Source organism: Spirosoma flavus (assembly GCF_054778555.1).
The window spans coordinates 1,247,245-1,263,117 of record NZ_BAAGZL010000002.1 but is presented as its reverse complement, the minus strand read 5'-3'; the positions used below and the strand labels follow the sequence as shown (position 1 = coordinate 1,263,117).

Here is a 15,873-nt window from a genome sequence, read left to right as displayed (position 1 = left end):
AAGTACAAAAAACCGGCTGATGTGGATTTAACTCATGAATCGTTTATCTTAGCTGAAACTTTAGTAAACCCCAACCGGATGACGCTCGTCAGTGATAACATCCGCTACCTGCGTAAGCTAAACGGGTTAACGCAGGAGCAATTCTCCCGAAAAATAAATATAAAACGTTCTTTATTAGGTGCTTACGAAGAGGGGCGTGCCAATCCGAATCAGCAAAATATGCAGGCAATTGCCAAAGCATTCAACACCACCGTTGAACTGCTGACTCGGCAGGATCTCCGTAAAATCCGTGAAACACCGAATCTCAGCATTCCACTGGGCCAGAAATCAGCCGATACGTACAATGCTCGTTTAGATTCAGGACCAGCGATCCGTTCCGACGGGAAACTGACCTCCGACGACGATCCGTTTCAGCATCCTGATTTTCCGGATATTTTCGCGCAGCCTGGCCCTCCTCAACCCGAACCGCAACCGCTTTCGTCGGTACTGAACAAATTTTATCGACCTCAGGAGGAAGTACGTCGCACAAACGAGCATCCAGCGCCGAATCCGCCCGTCATTACGTCGCCTGTTCGCCCAGTGAGCAACCCGTCTGCCAATACGGCTGACTGGCTTCGGCAGGATAAACCCGATACGGAATCGTTATTTATGCCTTCGACTGACCGTTGGGGCGGAAACCCGGCTGCTACGTCAAATCCGGCCCGGCCAACGGACGTACTGACGTTTAATAATGTTTATGAAGAACCGGGCGTAACGGCTAAGCCTACCCCATCGACACAGGTGATGGGGCCTAGTATCCCGGTGGTGATGCAGGCGCAATTTGCTACGTATCGCCAGCGACATCAGCAGACCGACTTTATTTATCAGTTGCCGGCCATGCATCTGCCAAACCTGCCCGAAGGCCAATATCGCGCTTTTGAAGCAGGTGACGACTTTACGTTTCCAGGGGCGCTGCTCGTCGGGAAGTTTATTCGCAACTGGTTCGATATTCTAGATGGCAAAGTGTATGTCCTGATGCTGAATCATCCGAATGGCGCAGTCATTTGCTGTCGCCGGGTATATAATCAAGTGAAAACGAGGGGCGTACTCTTACTTACTGCCGACCGTACCGACGTGCCAAACCGTGAAGTGTCTCTAAAAGACGTACTGGAAGTTTGGGAAGTAAGCGCCTTCGTCAGCCAGGAATTGCCGCCCGTACCGCCCAGCACCGAGCGGCTACGTCAATTGATCGACGATCTGAAATTTGAAGTCGATAGATTATAATTACCAAAAATACCTTCCTCTTTTTAACAGGGCTTTGGCAAATGGCATACGTGTCTGATGCTCAAAGCCCTTACCATTTCACTACGTAGTATTGTTAATATAATAACCTGTTCAATCAGCTCCTTCGTACCTTTACCGCCATTATGCGTTACTTTCTTCAACTGGCGTATCGGGGAACAAATTACCACGGCTGGCAGCGGCAACCTAACGGGCTGAGCGTACAGGAGGTCCTTGAAACAGCCCTGACCACCGTACTACGTCAGCCTATTGCTATAGTAGGCAGCGGACGAACCGATGCGGGCGTACACGCCGGAGAGCAATTCGCGCATTTTGAAACGGACGTAGCGTTACCGACCCACTTGCTACGTTCGCTCAATAGCCTAATTCCGAGGGATATTGCGGTATACGACTGCTTTCCGGTACGTGCCGACGATCATGCCCGCTTCACCGCTACGTATCGGTATTATAAGTATCACATCAGTCGGCGGAAAGATCCGTTTCGGGAAGGATTGACGTATTTATTCACGTTGCCACTCAACGTAGCACGCATGAATGAAGCGGCCTCGATACTCCTTAATTACACTGATTTTGAAAGTTTTAGCAAGGTAAAAACCGACGTCAAAACCTTCGATTGTCGTATCGACCGGGCTGAGTGGGAAGAGAAAGCGAATGGTGATTTAGTATTTCATATTCAGGCAAACCGGTTTCTGCACGGGATGGTACGTGCCATCGTTGGTACGTTGCTGGCAGTAGGGCAGGAGCGATTAAGCGTAAACGATTTTGAGCAAATTATACTAGCACGCGACCGCAAAAAAGCTGGTCGGGCTGCCCCCGCCGAAGGTTTATCACTCGTGGAAGTTGGGTACCCTTTTATAAAAAGCGAAAGTGCAAATGAGTGAAAGTGCCAAAAGGCTTGCGTCAGTATTTCGCTCTTTATCTCTATCTTCAAACAAAAAACGATTGTCTTGAAAATTGGAACTATAGTATTAGCTGCTGGCGATGCGTCGCGCATGGGTGGCGACCTGAAGCAGTTATTGATTTATAAAGAGCAAACGCTCATTCGGCGAGCTACTGAAAGTGCGCTGGCGCTTCAACAAGGCCCCGTAGTGGTTGTGCTGGGGGCCAACCGAAACCAGATTGCGCCTGAATTAGAGGGCCTGCCCGTTACGATTGTCGATAACCCAACCTGGCCAAGCGGACAGGCGGGTTCGCTGAAAACAGGCCTCGCGGCTTTGTATTTGACGCACAAAGACATTGAGGCTGTCCTGATTTTGCACATCGATCAACCGATTGTGTCATTAGGTTTGCTTCTGCACATGCTCGATATCCGGAAAGAGGAAGAGAAGGGCATTGTGGCCTGTCGGTATGGAACTCAGATCGGCGTACCCGCTTTATTTTACCGGACCTATATTTCTGAGTTACTGCAACTTCAGGGCGACAAAGGAGTACAATGGGTAATTGTTCGCCACCGCGATGACTGTTCAGAAATACCGTTTGAGGCTGGTTCTATTGATCTAAACACCAGACAGGACGTTGACCAGTTCAGACAGGCTTATTTACACGCCCAGCCATAAATCAACACTGATTTCATGCAGAAACTCGAAACGGCACTCGATTTACAAACCCGTTTGACGGCTATTCTGAAAACGGTCGAACAGGAATTTGCGCCCCTCAGTGATGAGCAACTTCGTTGGAAACCCAGCCCCGAACGTTGGAGTATTATTGAATGTTTGCAGCACCTGAATCTAGCCGAACGGTTCTACATACGTAACATTCAGCATAAGGTCGATAAACTTGGATTGGTACAGACGCAACCCACCGATCAGCCTGTCGAAAGCGATTTGTTAGGAAAAGCGATGCTTTTCGCCGTTGATCCTCAGGTGAAAATCAAGCTCCCCGCACCGGGAATGATCCGTCCCCGCCCTGCCAACGAACTCGTTCCAGCCGACGTGATGGGCCAGTTTCTGGATCTGCAAACACTGCTACGTTCGCTGCTGGACAAGGCCGTTTACCTCGACTGGAATAAGGATAAAGTGATGACACTGTTCGGTAACTGGCTTAAAATCAGGTTGGGCGATGCTCTCCTGATGCTGCTAGCCCATACCGAACGCCATCTAAAACAGGCGCTACGTGTAAAGGCTGAACAGATCTAAAGAGCGAAAGAATGAAAGAGTGAAAGAGCGAAAAGTGTCCGGCAGGTACTTTCGCTCTTTCACTCTTTCATTCTTTCGCTCTTTAGATCTGCTCTGCCAGCGCTTTTTTCATAGCTTTCCGCTCGCGGGCACCGGGGCGGTAGAAGGCGTAGAACACCAGCGGGAAAATAAACAGGGTCAGCAACGTAGCGGTGATGAGTCCGCCGATAACCACAATCGCCAGCGGTTTCGATGTTTCAGAACCAATCCCGGTCGATACAGCGGCTGGAATCAGACCAATGGCTGCCATCATGGCGGTCATCACTACCGGGCGAACCCGCGACAACACGCCTTCGTAAATAGCCTGCGCCAACGGTATCTGGTTCTTGAGGTTTTTCTTGAAGACCGAAATCAGAATCACACCATTCTGGATACAGATACCGAACAGGGCAATAAACCCAATCCCCGCCGAAATACTGAAGTTGACGTGCGTAACGAGGAGTGCCGCAATGCCGCCGATGATGGCGAACAGTACGTTAACGAGCACTAATCCAGCGTCTTTGGCGTTGCCGAACAGTACGAACAGAATCACGAAAATCATAATCAAGCTTACCGGAACCATCTGGCCCAGCCGTTTGGTAGCACGTTGCTGGTTCTCGAAATCGCCCGCCCATTTGGCTGAATAACCCGGAGGGAACGTAACGGCCGACGCTACTTTTTGCTGCGCTTCAGCAATGGCGCTACCCATATCGCGGCCACGTACCGAGAATTTTACGGCCGAAAAACGTTGGTTGCCTTCACGGAAAATCAGGATCGGGCCGGTCTGCGTGTAAACTTTAGCGATTTCCTTGATAGGAATCTGCGTGCCTGTTTGAGTCGGTACCATCAGATTGCCAATTTCGGTTTCGGTACGTCGGAAACTGGGTTCGTAGCGGATACGGAGATCGAATTTGCGTTCGCCTTCGTAAATCTGGGTAGCTGCTTTACCGCCAATCGCCATTTCGATAACTGCCTGCGCATCAGCCTTGTTGACGCCGTAGAGAGCTAATTTGTACTCATCCAGTTCAATCCGCATTTCGGGCTGACCGATGTTTTTGATAACGCCCAAATCCTCAATACCACGTACCGTCGCGAGTTGTTTCTCCACTTCGTCGGCTTTCTTGACCAGCGTGGGTAGATCGCTACCGTAAATTTTGACCGCAATGGAGCCTTTCACCCCCGACACGGCTTCCGCTACGTTGTCCATGATGGGTTGCGAAAATCCGAAGTCGATACCGGGGAAAACTTTGAGCTTATCCTGCATTTTAGCCACCAATTGTTCTTTGGTAATGCCGCTTTTCCACTCCTCTTTCGGATAGATATCGACCAGGAACTCAACGTTGTAGAACCCGGTTGGGTCGGTACCATCGTTCGGGCGACCGGTTTGCGAAATCACGCCTTTAACCTCAGGAAACTGCTGAAATACCTTGCGCATCTGTTGTGTCAACCGGATGGATTCGGGCAGCGAAATACTCATTGGCAGTGACGCCCGCACGTAAATTGAACCTTCGTTGAGTTCGGGCAAAAACTCAGTACCCAACAGATTGAAACCCGACAAACCAACCACTACCAGTAATGCCGTCAGTAACAGACTAGCGCGTTTGCGGGCGAAAGTGAACGAGAACGCTCGCATCGCTTTGTCGGTGATGAACTTAACAAACGGATTGTGTTTTTCGCGTACGTTCTTGTTCAGCAACATACTCGCGATCACCGGTACCAGCGTCAGCGTGAAGAGCAGGGCTCCCAGGAGGGCAAAACCCAGCGTCCAGGCGAGGGGCGAGAACATTTTACCCTCAACTTTCTGGAACGAGAAAATTGGAATCAGACACGTAATGATGATAGCTTTCGAGAAGAAAATGGCTTTTCCCATCTCCGTTCCCGTCGAACGTAGCAGCCCGAGCTTAGCCGATTTGTTGAACCGTTCCATGCCTTCGTGATGCGCTTTGGCGTCGAGGGCTACGAAAATTCCTTCTACCATGACCACGGCTCCGTCGACAATAATCCCGAAGTCAATGGCTCCCATCGACAGCAGGTTGGCCGACATTCCCTTGAGCCGCAGGCAGATAAAGGCGAACAGTAGGGCCAACGGAATCACGATAGACACCGCCAACGTAGTGCGCCAGTCGGCCATGAACAGGAACACGATGGTTGTTACGAAAATGATCCCTTCGAGCAGGTTGTGCGTAACGGTATGCGTGGCAAAATTGACCAGCGTTTCGCGGTTGTAGAACGTATTGATTTTTACGTCCGATGGCAAAATGCTGGTGTTCAGTTGGTTGATTTTAGCTTTCACCAGCTCAATCACTTCCATCGGGTTTTCGCCTTTCCGCATAATCACGACGCCTTCCACTACGTCGTTCTGTTTGTCGCGGCCAGCCTGACCCAGACGGGGCAGCGCCGATTCCGACACCTGCGCTACGTTACGTACCATGATGGGCGTACCCTTCACGTTTTTGACGATAATATTCTCAATATCACGCTGGTTACGTAGCAGGCCAATGCCACGTACGACGTAGGCTTCGGCGTTTTTCTCGATCACATCGCCACCCACGTTCACGTTCGAGTTAGCAACGGCCTGATACAGTTCGAGTGGTGTAATATTGTAATCGGCCAGTCGTCGTGGATCAACCGAGATTTCATAGGTTTTAGCTTCGCCACCATAACTCACTACGTCGGCCACGCCCGGAACGCTTTTGAACTGGCGGTCGAGCACCCAATCCTGAATCGTTTTTAGTTCGCGAACCGTGCGGGTGGGCGACTCCAGCGTGTACCGGAAAATCTCGCCAGTTGGGCCGTAAGGTGGCTGAACGTCAGGCTTTACGCCATCGGGAAGATCGACTCCTGGTAGCAGGTTGTTGATCTGTTGCCGCGCGAAACTATCATCGACGCCATCGTCGAACATGACGTTTACTACCGACAGTCCGAACAACGTAGTAGACCGAATATCCGTTTTTTTCTGAACCGAGTTCAGGCCAATTTCAACCGGAATGGTCACGAATTTTTCGATCTCTTCCGCCGACCGTCCGGGCCACTGCGTGATGATCGTGATACGCGTATTCGTTACGTCGGGAAACGCTTCGATGGGTGTATTCTGGTAGCTGATGACACCAGCCACAATGGCCAGCACCGTCAGAAAAAAGATGAAGAACCGGTTCTTCAGCGAGAATGTGAGAATACCTTTGATGAACTTGTTCATGAGTATTAAAGAGCGAAAGAGTGAATGAGCGAAAGAGCGAAAGATTGGATCGTTAGGGCGGGAGCTTTTGTAGTTACAAATCGCTCTTTCGCTCATTCATTCTTTCGCTCTTTAAAACCCTCTTTAGTTATTTAGTGCGTTGAAAATCAGGAGTTGATTTTGCGTGACGACGCGTTCGCCGGGTTTCACACCGCTGTTGAGATACGTAGTGCTGCCAATCGTTTTGAAGGGATCGACTTCACGAACGACCGGGCGATTATGGGCGTCGGCAACGACAACGTAGTTCCGGCTGTCGGCAAAAACTACAGCTTTCGCCGGAATACCGATACGTTGGTCGCGACCAGCGTACTGAACACTCACGTTGGCAAACATCTCCGGTTTGAGAATAATGTTGTCGGAACCTTTGGTTGGGTTGACCAGCGTGATACGTACTTTCTCGGTCTTGCTGTCAGGGTCTAATACGTTGAAAACCTTGTCAATACGTCCCTGATAGACTTGGTCGGGATAGGCCAACGTAGAGATACGTGCCAGATCGCCTTCGTGAACGTGCGCTACGTCGGATTCATATACGTTCGCAATCACCCACACGTGATCTAGGTTCGAGATGGTGAACAGATTTTCCGGATCGTCAGAGCGGATTTCCATACCCGTCGACGCGCTTTTTTCAACCACAAAACCACTTACAGGGGCTTTCACTACGTAGACCGAAGAACCACGTCCGCCCAGAATACTACGTCGTTCGCTGATGCGGTTCATCTCGCCTTTAGCCGCCTGCAACTGCTCCCGCGACGAAACCAGGTCACGCTGCGACGAGAGGCCGCTTTTCACCATATCTTCAGTTACCTGATTGTTTTTCTGAGCAATAGCCAGTTGACCGCGTGCCGCAATAGACTGCTGTTCAAGGTCGGCCATTTCGCCAGAGCGGATAATCGCCAGTTCCTGACCTGCCTTTACGTAGTCGCCGAGGTCGGCTTTCACGTTTTCGATGTGGCCACCAACCAGCGGAAATACCTTCACCACTTTGTCCTGATTGAAAGTCACTTTGCCGGTCAGGTTCACCTCGTTGGTTACCGGAACGAGTTTGGCCGTATCGAACGTAGCGGTGGCGAGCAGATCGACTTGTTTACTGGTGCTGTCGGCCGTATTGTTGGCCGATGCGTCAGGTTGGCAGTTGGTCAGCAACGTAGCCAATAGCACAGCCACTGGAAGTAAGAGCCAACTAATGCGGGGAAATTGATGCGTTTTCATGGTGTATTGGCAAGACGAATTCGGTTGACTGATTTAGTTGGCAAATGGGTTGGCACCGACAGCCAGACGGAGATCTTCCAGCCGTTGTGTGCGGTCGTTTTGGAGTTGGATGTATTGAATCTGAGACGTTTTGTAAGAATCCAGGAAGTCCAGAAATTCCACTACGTCGATGTTTTGTTTGCGGTAGTTCAACGTAACACCGTCGATGAGTCGGCCGAAATCGCTATTGAAACGCTGGTCGAAGGTGCGGTATAACTGGTCGGCCTGCCGCGCTTTCGCCAGCGACCGCTGAAGTTCGCCCTCCACCTGAAGCTGATACGCCGACGCAACCTGCTGGCTGCTTTGAATCCGCACGTTAGCCGCCTGAATATTACCCTGATTGCGGTTGAAAAATGGCAGCGAGATACCGACGCCGACACCGAAATAATTGGGGATGTAACCCGCGTTCCGATCGTAGGTGCCTTGCAGCGTCAGATCGGGAACGGCCATCGCTTTTTGGAGCGTCAGATTTTGTCGTTCGGCGATATTTTGGTCCCGATAGCCGCGCAGGTCGGGGCGGTTCCGTTCGGCAAGGGTCATCAGACTATCAATTGACAGCCTGCCGAGGTCCCGTTGCTGGTTAACCTCGGCATCTGTCAGCGTAGCATTTATGGGTTGTTCGGGTGCGATATTGAGTAATACCGCCAATGTGGTTTGATCGTCAGTGAGTTGAGCCTGCCGTTGTTGTCGTTCGGTCGACAGGTTGAACAGATACGCTTTCAGGCGGGTCAGGTCTTTGAGCGGTACGTTGCCTTTATCGTATTGCTGCTGATAAAGCGCTACCGTCTGGCTCAGCGTAGTAATTTCCTGCTCATAAATTGCCAACGCTTTCTGCTGAAAATACAGGTCATAAAACGTTGAACGTAGCTGCGACGAAAGCGTACGTACCAGATCATCGAAACGGTCGACGGCCAGTTTGGTATTGGTAGCGGCCAGCGCCAGTTGTTTGTTACGTTTACCGGCCAGCAAAAGCAGTTGCTGCACCTGAATGAGCTGTTCAGAATTGCTTTGTTTTACAGGCATAAACTCGCGACTCTGTGGGTTATAAGGCATCTGCTCGATGTAAATCGATGGGTTGTTTCGTTGTTTCGCCTGATTCTCATAACCTTGATATTCATTGACGCCCAGTTTCGTAGCCAGCAACGACAGATTGTGTTGGCGAAACTGGTCTTCGGCCTGGGTAAGCGTTAGCCGGAGTGTGTCGGCGGGAGTTTGGCAGAAGGCTGGGCTGCTGGATAGTAGCAAAAAAAGCCCGATTAAAACACGTTTCATTGCTTGTTGGCGATTGATCGTTGACCGATGCACCAAAAGTAAAATGTGGGTAGAGAATGAGGTGGCTTAACTGGGCGAAGCGGACAAATTGAGGGGCTAAACAGGCAGAATCAGGCGGTTAAATTGACGTGAAATCAGGAAGGTTCTGGCCGAATTTCGTTTATAAGTTGTTTCATCATCTGCAACTGTCATGAATGCTTTCTTCCTGATTGCTCTTTCTGTTAATTGTCTACTGGTCTTATCGGTACAAGCCCAGCAACCCGCCAAATACATTAAAACCCCTACCGGATACGTAATGGTACTACGTCAGGGCGACAACGTACTGGCTGAGCTTGAGCAGTTTACACTTACCGAGAAAATTCCCAGCGCCAGCCTGACGGGCTTTGGGTTTGTTCATCCAACGTTCGGCTTCTGGAATGCCAAAAAGAAAGAGTACGAGCCAAAATCCATGCGCGATATGGAAATGGCCAGCATGACGGGTAGCATTGCCTGGAAAGACGGTAAGCCGGCGCTGCATATGCATGGCGTAGTTACAGACAAAGATTTTAAAGCCTTCGGAGGGCACATCCTGGCATTAGAAGTAGGCACCGGCTCCGTCGAAATAACCATTACAGTACATTCTACCCAGCTAATCCGGGAAACAGATCAGGCTACGGGAGCTGCTGTGCTGCGGTTGTGAGAAATTCGGGAGGTGGGTGAAACAATGCACATAAACACTACGTCTGTTGGGGACAAATCGCTCGCAAATGGAAGAAAGGAAGCCACAGGTAAATAACCCCGCTCAACATACGGTCATCCTGGCCGGGGCCACCGGAAATCTGGGCCAACATATCGCTCAGTCACTACGTCGGCGTGGGGCCAACGTAACGGCATTGGTACGTCAGGGGAGCAACCGTGAGACAATCAGCAAATTACGGCAGCAGGGCGTATCGATTATTGATGTGGATTTCAGTAACGTAGCATCGTTGACCAAAGCTTGCCAGGGTGGTACGTGCCTTGTTTCAGCTTTGTCGGGATTGCGGGATGTGCTTGTGGAAGGCCAAACCCGACTGCTTCAGGCGGCTATTGGCGCGGGCGTTCCCCGGTTTATTCCGTCGGATTATTGTATTGATTATCGTCCATTACCCAAAGGTGAAAACCGCAATCTGGATTTGCGTCGGACGTTTAATGAATTGCTTGATAAGGCGCCCATTGCCGCTACGTCGATTCTGAACGGCATGTTTACTGATCTACTGACGGGGCAGGCACCTGTCGTGCTGTTTAAGCTAAATCGGGTTATGTACTGGGGTAGCGCCGACCAATTGATGGACTTCACGACTATCCAAAATACGGCTGAGTTTACGGCTGCGGCCGCCCTCGATCCATCGGCACCCCGTTACCTACGTATCGCTGGTGAAGTGGCGAGCATTCGAGATTTGCAGGAAGCCGCCCAGAAAGCAACGGGTGAAAAATTCAGCTTGCTACGTCTGGGTGGGCTTGGCGTATTGAACACCATGATTAAAATGATGCGCACGGTATCGCCACAACCGAATGAAGTTTTTCCGCCCTGGCAGGGTATGCAGTATCTGCGCGACATGCTCAGTGGCGCAGCCAAACTAGACTCACTCGACAACAACCGATATCCAGATATTGAGTGGACACCAATATGGGCCGTTTTGGCCAATCGATAACGTAGTAATGATACGCGTCACCGCTGCTCCAGCCAATGCATAAACTCGCTTGCTTTTGCTTTGCTGATGATAATGGGTTCTGTGGTGGGCAGGTGAAGCCGGACGGCGAGCTTGCGGTTGAAATACGATTCAAATTCACGGATGGCGTCGTAACGAATAATGTACTGCCGATTGGCCCGAAAAAATTGGGACGGATCGAGCAGATTTTCGAGTTGATCGAGCGTGTATTCGAGGGAAAACTTTTCGCCCGATGATTTGTGGAGCCACACTACGTCATTTTCGGTATAGAAATAAGCAATGTCGGCCACCGAAACCGGGAAGAATTTGCCGCGATAATTGACCAGAAAACTCGAACGTCGGCTGGGACGTAGCTGTTCGATGAGCCGTTGCAGCGGTTCGTTCAGGTCGGTTTTGGCGGGGGCAGGCGTGTCGCGCTGGAAGTACGTTTGCAGCGCGTGGAATTTGTTCAGACTTCCTTCAATCGCTTTCCGGTCAAACGGTTTCAGTACGTAGTCGATGCCGTTGGTCGAAAAAGCCTGAATGGCGTATTCATCGAAAGCCGTGCAGAAAATAACCGGGCAACGGACCGGAACCTGTTCAAATACCTCGAAACTCAGCCCGTCGGCGAGTTGTATATCCGAAAAAATCAGGTCTGGACTTTCGTGTGTTTTGAGAAAATCAACAGCCTCTTCAATGGTTTCGAGCAAAGCCAGTACGTTTACCGATGGATCGATAGCCGTTACGTAGTGTTGTAATTCTTCGGCGGTAATAGCCTCATCTTCAAGAATAAGCACGGTCATTGTCGGGCGGAATTATAGGTAAATAAACCGTAAAAAAATGTTCATCCTGTTCAATACGTAACGGCTTGCCGCACAAATGTTCGTAGCGTCGGGTCAGGTTTTCCAGCCCAACGTGGTTACTCGATTGCAGCGACTGTTTGGGTTGCAGGTTATTTCGAAACAACACCATCCCATCCTGCTCGGTTACGCTGACATGCAGTTTTCGGTTCTGCGTCAATACGTTATGTTTCACGCAGTTTTCCATCAGCATTTGCAACGTCAGCGGGGGCAGCATCGACCGGCGGGTTTCGGGCGACAACGTAATGGTGAGGTCGATGGCGTCGCGGAAGCGGTTTTTCAGCATGAAATGGTACGATTCGAGCATCAGCAACTCATCCGACATCGCTACGTCCTGCTTGGCGTTGCTTTGCAGAATGTACCGATACACTTCGGCCAGTTTGATCAGATATTCTTCCGCATCTTCGTTTCCGGTACGTATCATACCCTTCAGAATATTCAGGGAATTGAACAGAAAATGCGGGTTGATCTGCTGTTTGAGTACTTCGTACTTCGCCTGAAAATTTTCTTCTTTCAATTTGGTTATGAGCCCCATAGCCTGTTGTTGCGCTAATGCTTTTTCGACACCCCACGTAGTAAGCAGCGAGAATGCCACAATGAGCAGCCCCCGCACCTGTAGCACCGCCGGAAAATTGCTGGTGCCCGTATTTTCCATTCGATATAATACGTCCAGTACCGTCCAGACACGTATCATACCCTCGCTGATGAGCAGGCAGATCAGCACCCGAATCACAAACCCATAGTCTGGATTAATGAACCGGTAAATAAAGGGTAACCCCCGACCATTGTTGACGTAGATGTTGAACATCCAGATCAGCATCGTGAACAGAAACGCCATCCCGAACGAAAACCAGGCCACTTTCGGCTCTGGCCGGTCGTCGATGGCTTCAAAAAACAATAGCGAAATCAACCCCATAAACAGGCCCGTAACGACCGAAGCCCGTAATAGAATCTTGTCGATTTCGTGCTGTAATTGTTCGCCAGAATGATCGTCTCTACTGAGCTGATTCATATGCGTGAACCGATGAAATGCCTTAAAGATAGAATTGCCCATAAGCCAGAAGGCCAAAAAAGACGGTAAAGCAACCAATTTAAGCGGTGAACTGACAACGTCTACCCCTTAAATGGGCAAGATAAGTCATGAATGCTGATTGGTTTCTTTTTTTGGTACTCAACACTTATCAAACTACTTACCGAAAAGTAAATGGAATCGGTAGCAGATGGGTTCTAAAATTAGATTTGGCAAAAAACACATTCGTATGTCTATGAAATCACTATACGGCTTTCTGCTGACCTTCCTGCTGAGTTCCCAAATCCTGGCGCAAAATAACTACGTGGCCACCTCACCAACCTCCACCACACCGGGAGGACTGAATGTCATTGTGGGTATAGGTGCCGGGAAAACAACCATGACGGGCAGCCAAAACACCTTTGTTGGCTTTATGACGGGGAGCCAAAGTACAACGGGTAGCCAGAATACGTTTATAGGCAGTTATGCGGGGTCCAGCAATACCATAGGTATCAATAATACGTTTCTGGGATTTACGGCGGGCCGCACCAACGCTACTGGTGACTTTAATGTCTTTGTAGGCTATCAGGCGGGTTTCGATAATTTCTCAGGCGATAACAATATGTTTTTGGGTAGCAATGCGGGTCAGAGAAACAGATCGGGCAACAATAACGCTTTTGTAGGACCGGGGGCGGGTTTTAATAACCTTAGTGGCAATCAAAATACGTTTTTGGGTAATCAGGCGGGCTTTAACAGTCTAGGCAACAACAATACCTTTGTAGGAGTTGATGCCGGGAAAAACAACACCAATGGCGGCAATAACACCATGCTGGGTCATAACGCCCAACCCGTTAGTGGTTCGCTCCAGAATGCAGTCGCTATTGGTTACAATGCCACCGTTGCGCTAAATAACGCCATCGTTTTAGGTGATCCTGCCAACACCAGCATTGCCGTGGGGATTGGCACCGACTCCCCTCAGTTCCCGCTCGACGTGCGGGGCATCATTAATCTTAGAAACAACGGACGTATCAAGTTCGCCCATTTGTCTAATCCCTTATTTCAGGGCACGACCGACCAGTTTCTGACCGTCAACGAAGTGGGCGAAACCGTACTGGCCCGCCACCGGCTACGGATCGACAACGTGACTCAGTGGAGCGATAAAGTATTTGCACCAACGTATCAGTTGCCCACGCTGAGCGAGGTGGAACGCTACATTACGTTGCACCGGCATTTGTCCAATGTTCCCTCGGCTCAGGACGTAGTGAAGGAGGGGGTTGATCTGGTGCGGATGAACGCTACGTTGCTGGAAAAAGTGGAGGAGTTGACGCTGTATAGTATCCAGCAGGACAAGATGATTAAACAGCAGCAGCTTGATAATCAAAAATTAAAACAGGAAATGGTCGAGCTGAAAGCGCTGGTGAAGCAAGTTTTGGAAAAGAAATAGTTCTTTCAGACGAAGACTGTAAGTCCCTTTCCTTAAGCTGGTCGGGGCTTTTTTTGTTACCAAAAATCGACCGAAAGGTAGGTAATCTTAAAACATGTTGATAAAAACTTAACTTTGAGAAACAGGCATTTAATTACGAAATCAATGAAACCACTTTATTCTATTCTGTGCGCCCTGCTGCTGGGTACCCCATTACTGGCACAAAATAATTACGTAGCTACTTCACCAACCTCGGCCGCGCCCGGAACGAAGAATGTTATTGTGGGAATAGGGGCCAGTAATACAGCCATGACAGGCGGAGACAATGTATTTGTGGGCTATCAGGCGGGTAATAAAAACACAGAAGGGTTTGATAATGCGTTTCTGGGCTATCAGGCTGGCAACAGCAATACAACGGGCCGGTATAATGTTTTCGTGGGATCGCTGGCTGGTTTATACAACTCGACGGGTACCAACAATACTGTTCTGGGCTATCAGGCAGGCCATAACAATAATGGTAGTCTGAATACTTTTGTCGGTAATCAGGCGGGTTTTTTCAACACTATTGGCGGCTCCAATACGTTCATGGGCAATGATGCCGGCCAGAAAAATCTGTTGGGAAACGACAATGCTTTTGTGGGAGCCGGAACAGGCTTTAACAACACTGTGGGGAGTAGAAACACGTTTTTCGGTAAAAATGCGGGTACCAACAGTAATGGTAATAACAATGCCTTTTTTGGGGTCGATGCAGGCTCCAATACCACCACTGGAAGCAACAACACCATGTTGGGATACAACGCCCAACCCGTCAATGGTACGTTGCAGAATGCCGTCGCTATTGGTTACAATGCCACCGTTGCGCTAAATAACGCCATCGTTTTAGGTGATCCTGCCAACACCAGCATTGCCGTGGGGATTGGCACCAACGCCCCGCAATATCCGCTCGACGTACGAGGCATCATTAATCTTAGAAACAATGGACGTATCAAGTTTGCCCATTTATCAAACCCACTTTTTCAGGGAACCACCGATCAATTTCTGACCGTCAACGAAGTGGGCGAAACCGTACTGGCCCGCCACCGGTTACGGATCGACAACGTGACTCAGTGGAGCGATAAAGTATTTGAGCCCACGTATCAACTGCCTACGCTGAGTGAGGTGGAACGCTACGTTACGTTGCACCGGCATTTGTCCAACGTGCCCTCGGCCCGGGAGGTAGTGAAGGAGGGGGTTGATCTGGTGCGGATGAACGCTACGTTGCTGGAGAAAGTAGAAGAACTGACGCTATACACCATTCAATTAGAGAAGTCGGATAAAGCCAATAAACAGGAATTACAGCAGCAAAAAGCCAGAATTGAGGAATTAGAACGATTGATGAAGCAGTTTTTACTAGAAAAAAAGTGATACGCTAGCCTGCGTAAGATCGGCCAGCATTGGTTTTAGCTGAACTTACAGACGTAGCGTTGTACAATGAAAACCCTGCCTGCTCGGTCGGGGTTTTTTCGTAATGACGTATCAATTAACGTGAGTTTGGTTGCTAAACGTGTCGAAATCTTCGGCGTCAGTAACGTAGTAGCTTGTATAAAATATAGGTTTTTTAGAAAATGCTAAGCTGGGAGTTCAGCGATTACGTAACGCGTTGTTAATATTTGCTTAACATTGGCTAGGAAAATAATATTTTGAAATAGCCACTTACAAAGTGATTTAAGCATAGATTGTACTTTA

13 protein-coding genes are annotated in these 15,873 nt (G+C 49.6%); 8 read left to right on the top strand and 5 right to left on the bottom strand.

Translation table 11 applies throughout. From position 1 onward, the window contains the following. The first annotated feature begins 78 nt into the window (after positions 1–78). The 4 genes from ACYVF1_RS14095 (at position 79) to ACYVF1_RS14080 (ending at position 3,416) form a co-directional block, all read left to right on the top strand. Positions 79–1,263: a helix-turn-helix domain-containing protein gene (locus tag ACYVF1_RS14095; RefSeq protein WP_461079754.1), complete on the top strand. Its 1,185-nt coding sequence runs from the start codon at positions 79–81 to the stop codon at positions 1,261–1,263. A 143-nt stretch (positions 1,264–1,406) separates the two neighbouring features. Continuing rightward, the gene (truA, locus tag ACYVF1_RS14090) at positions 1,407–2,162 is read left to right on the top strand and encodes a tRNA pseudouridine(38-40) synthase TruA (RefSeq protein ID WP_461079752.1); all 756 of its coding nucleotides are present in this window, start codon (positions 1,407–1,409) and stop codon (positions 2,160–2,162) included. A gap of 66 nt (positions 2,163–2,228) precedes the next feature. Next, entirely contained in the window at positions 2,229–2,837 is a 609-nt protein-coding gene (locus ACYVF1_RS14085) for a nucleotidyltransferase family protein (RefSeq protein WP_461079750.1), read from the top strand. 15 nt (positions 2,838–2,852) lie between these two features. Further along, complete coding sequence (locus ACYVF1_RS14080; protein WP_461079748.1) at positions 2,853–3,416, top strand: DinB family protein; 564 nt, start codon at positions 2,853–2,855, stop codon at positions 3,414–3,416. A gap of 82 nt (positions 3,417–3,498) precedes the next feature. On the opposite strand, the gene ACYVF1_RS14075 is transcribed toward ACYVF1_RS14080, so the two are convergent. The 3 genes from ACYVF1_RS14075 to ACYVF1_RS14065 all read right to left on the bottom strand — a co-directional run bounded on the left by ACYVF1_RS14075 (position 3,499) and on the right by ACYVF1_RS14065 (position 9,189). Beyond that, positions 3,499–6,630, bottom strand: coding sequence for an efflux RND transporter permease subunit (locus ACYVF1_RS14075; protein WP_461079746.1), 3,132 nt, complete (start codon positions 6,628–6,630; stop codon positions 3,499–3,501). 123 nt (positions 6,631–6,753) lie between these two features. After that, entirely contained in the window at positions 6,754–7,878 is a 1,125-nt protein-coding gene (locus ACYVF1_RS14070) for an efflux RND transporter periplasmic adaptor subunit (protein ID WP_461079744.1), read from the bottom strand. A gap of 33 nt (positions 7,879–7,911) precedes the next feature. Continuing rightward, positions 7,912–9,189 carry a TolC family protein gene (locus ACYVF1_RS14065; protein ID WP_461079742.1) on the bottom strand — a complete coding sequence of 426 codons (1,278 nt, stop codon included), beginning with the start codon at positions 9,187–9,189 and terminating at the stop codon, positions 7,912–7,914. A gap of 190 nt (positions 9,190–9,379) precedes the next feature. Between ACYVF1_RS14065 and ACYVF1_RS14060 the strand changes: the two genes are divergently transcribed. Then, a complete protein-coding gene (locus ACYVF1_RS14060; RefSeq protein ID WP_461079740.1) occupies positions 9,380–9,868 on the top strand; it encodes a PPC domain-containing DNA-binding protein in 489 nt (162 codons plus the stop codon). 67 nt (positions 9,869–9,935) lie between these two features. Continuing rightward, the gene (locus ACYVF1_RS14055) at positions 9,936–10,859 is read left to right on the top strand and encodes an NmrA family NAD(P)-binding protein (RefSeq protein WP_461079738.1); all 924 of its coding nucleotides are present in this window, start codon (positions 9,936–9,938) and stop codon (positions 10,857–10,859) included. Positions 10,860–10,876: 17 nt separating this feature from the next. On the opposite strand, the gene ACYVF1_RS14050 is transcribed toward ACYVF1_RS14055, so the two are convergent. Together ACYVF1_RS14050 and ACYVF1_RS14045 are read right to left on the bottom strand one after the other, a co-directional pair. Continuing rightward, on the bottom strand, positions 10,877–11,659 hold the full coding sequence (locus tag ACYVF1_RS14050) for a LytR/AlgR family response regulator transcription factor (RefSeq protein WP_461079736.1): 783 nt from the start codon (positions 11,657–11,659) through the stop codon (positions 10,877–10,879). Further along, a complete protein-coding gene (locus ACYVF1_RS14045) occupies positions 11,640–12,728 on the bottom strand; it encodes a sensor histidine kinase (RefSeq protein WP_461079734.1) in 1,089 nt (362 codons plus the stop codon). The genes ACYVF1_RS14050 and ACYVF1_RS14045 overlap by 20 nt, the downstream gene beginning before the upstream one ends. 253 nt (positions 12,729–12,981) lie before the next feature. On the opposite strand from ACYVF1_RS14045, the gene ACYVF1_RS14040 reads away from it, so the two are divergent. Beyond that, complete coding sequence (locus ACYVF1_RS14040; RefSeq protein ID WP_461079732.1) at positions 12,982–14,169, top strand: hypothetical protein; 1,188 nt, start codon at positions 12,982–12,984, stop codon at positions 14,167–14,169. Between the two features lie 144 nt (positions 14,170–14,313). Then, positions 14,314–15,552, top strand: a complete 1,239-nt coding sequence (locus ACYVF1_RS14035) for a hypothetical protein (protein WP_461079730.1) — start codon at positions 14,314–14,316, stop codon at positions 15,550–15,552. Positions 15,553–15,873: the final 321 nt, after the last annotated feature.

Bases quoted from the DNA above. Each gene is read 5' to 3' on its own strand.
- ACYVF1_RS14095 (WP_461079754.1), top strand. From the start codon at position 79: ATGACGCTCGTCAGTGATAACATCCGCTACCTGCGTAAGCTAAACGGG.
- truA (WP_461079752.1), top strand. From the start codon at position 1,407: ATGCGTTACTTTCTTCAACTGGCGTATCGGGGAACAAATTACCACGGC.
- ACYVF1_RS14080 (WP_461079748.1), top strand. From the start codon at position 2,853: ATGCAGAAACTCGAAACGGCACTCGATTTACAAACCCGTTTGACGGCT.
- ACYVF1_RS14075 (WP_461079746.1), bottom strand. From the start codon at position 6,630: ATGAACAAGTTCATCAAAGGTATTCTCACATTCTCGCTGAAGAACCGG.
- ACYVF1_RS14070 (WP_461079744.1), bottom strand. From the start codon at position 7,878: ATGAAAACGCATCAATTTCCCCGCATTAGTTGGCTCTTACTTCCAGTG.
- ACYVF1_RS14065 (WP_461079742.1), bottom strand. From the start codon at position 9,189: ATGAAACGTGTTTTAATCGGGCTTTTTTTGCTACTATCCAGCAGCCCA.
- ACYVF1_RS14060 (WP_461079740.1), top strand. From the start codon at position 9,380: ATGAATGCTTTCTTCCTGATTGCTCTTTCTGTTAATTGTCTACTGGTC.
- ACYVF1_RS14055 (WP_461079738.1), top strand. From the start codon at position 9,936: ATGGAAGAAAGGAAGCCACAGGTAAATAACCCCGCTCAACATACGGTC.
- ACYVF1_RS14050 (WP_461079736.1), bottom strand. From the start codon at position 11,659: ATGACCGTGCTTATTCTTGAAGATGAGGCTATTACCGCCGAAGAATTA.
- ACYVF1_RS14045 (WP_461079734.1), bottom strand. From the start codon at position 12,728: ATGAATCAGCTCAGTAGAGACGATCATTCTGGCGAACAATTACAGCAC.
- ACYVF1_RS14040 (WP_461079732.1), top strand. From the start codon at position 12,982: ATGAAATCACTATACGGCTTTCTGCTGACCTTCCTGCTGAGTTCCCAA.
- ACYVF1_RS14035 (WP_461079730.1), top strand. From the start codon at position 14,314: ATGAAACCACTTTATTCTATTCTGTGCGCCCTGCTGCTGGGTACCCCA.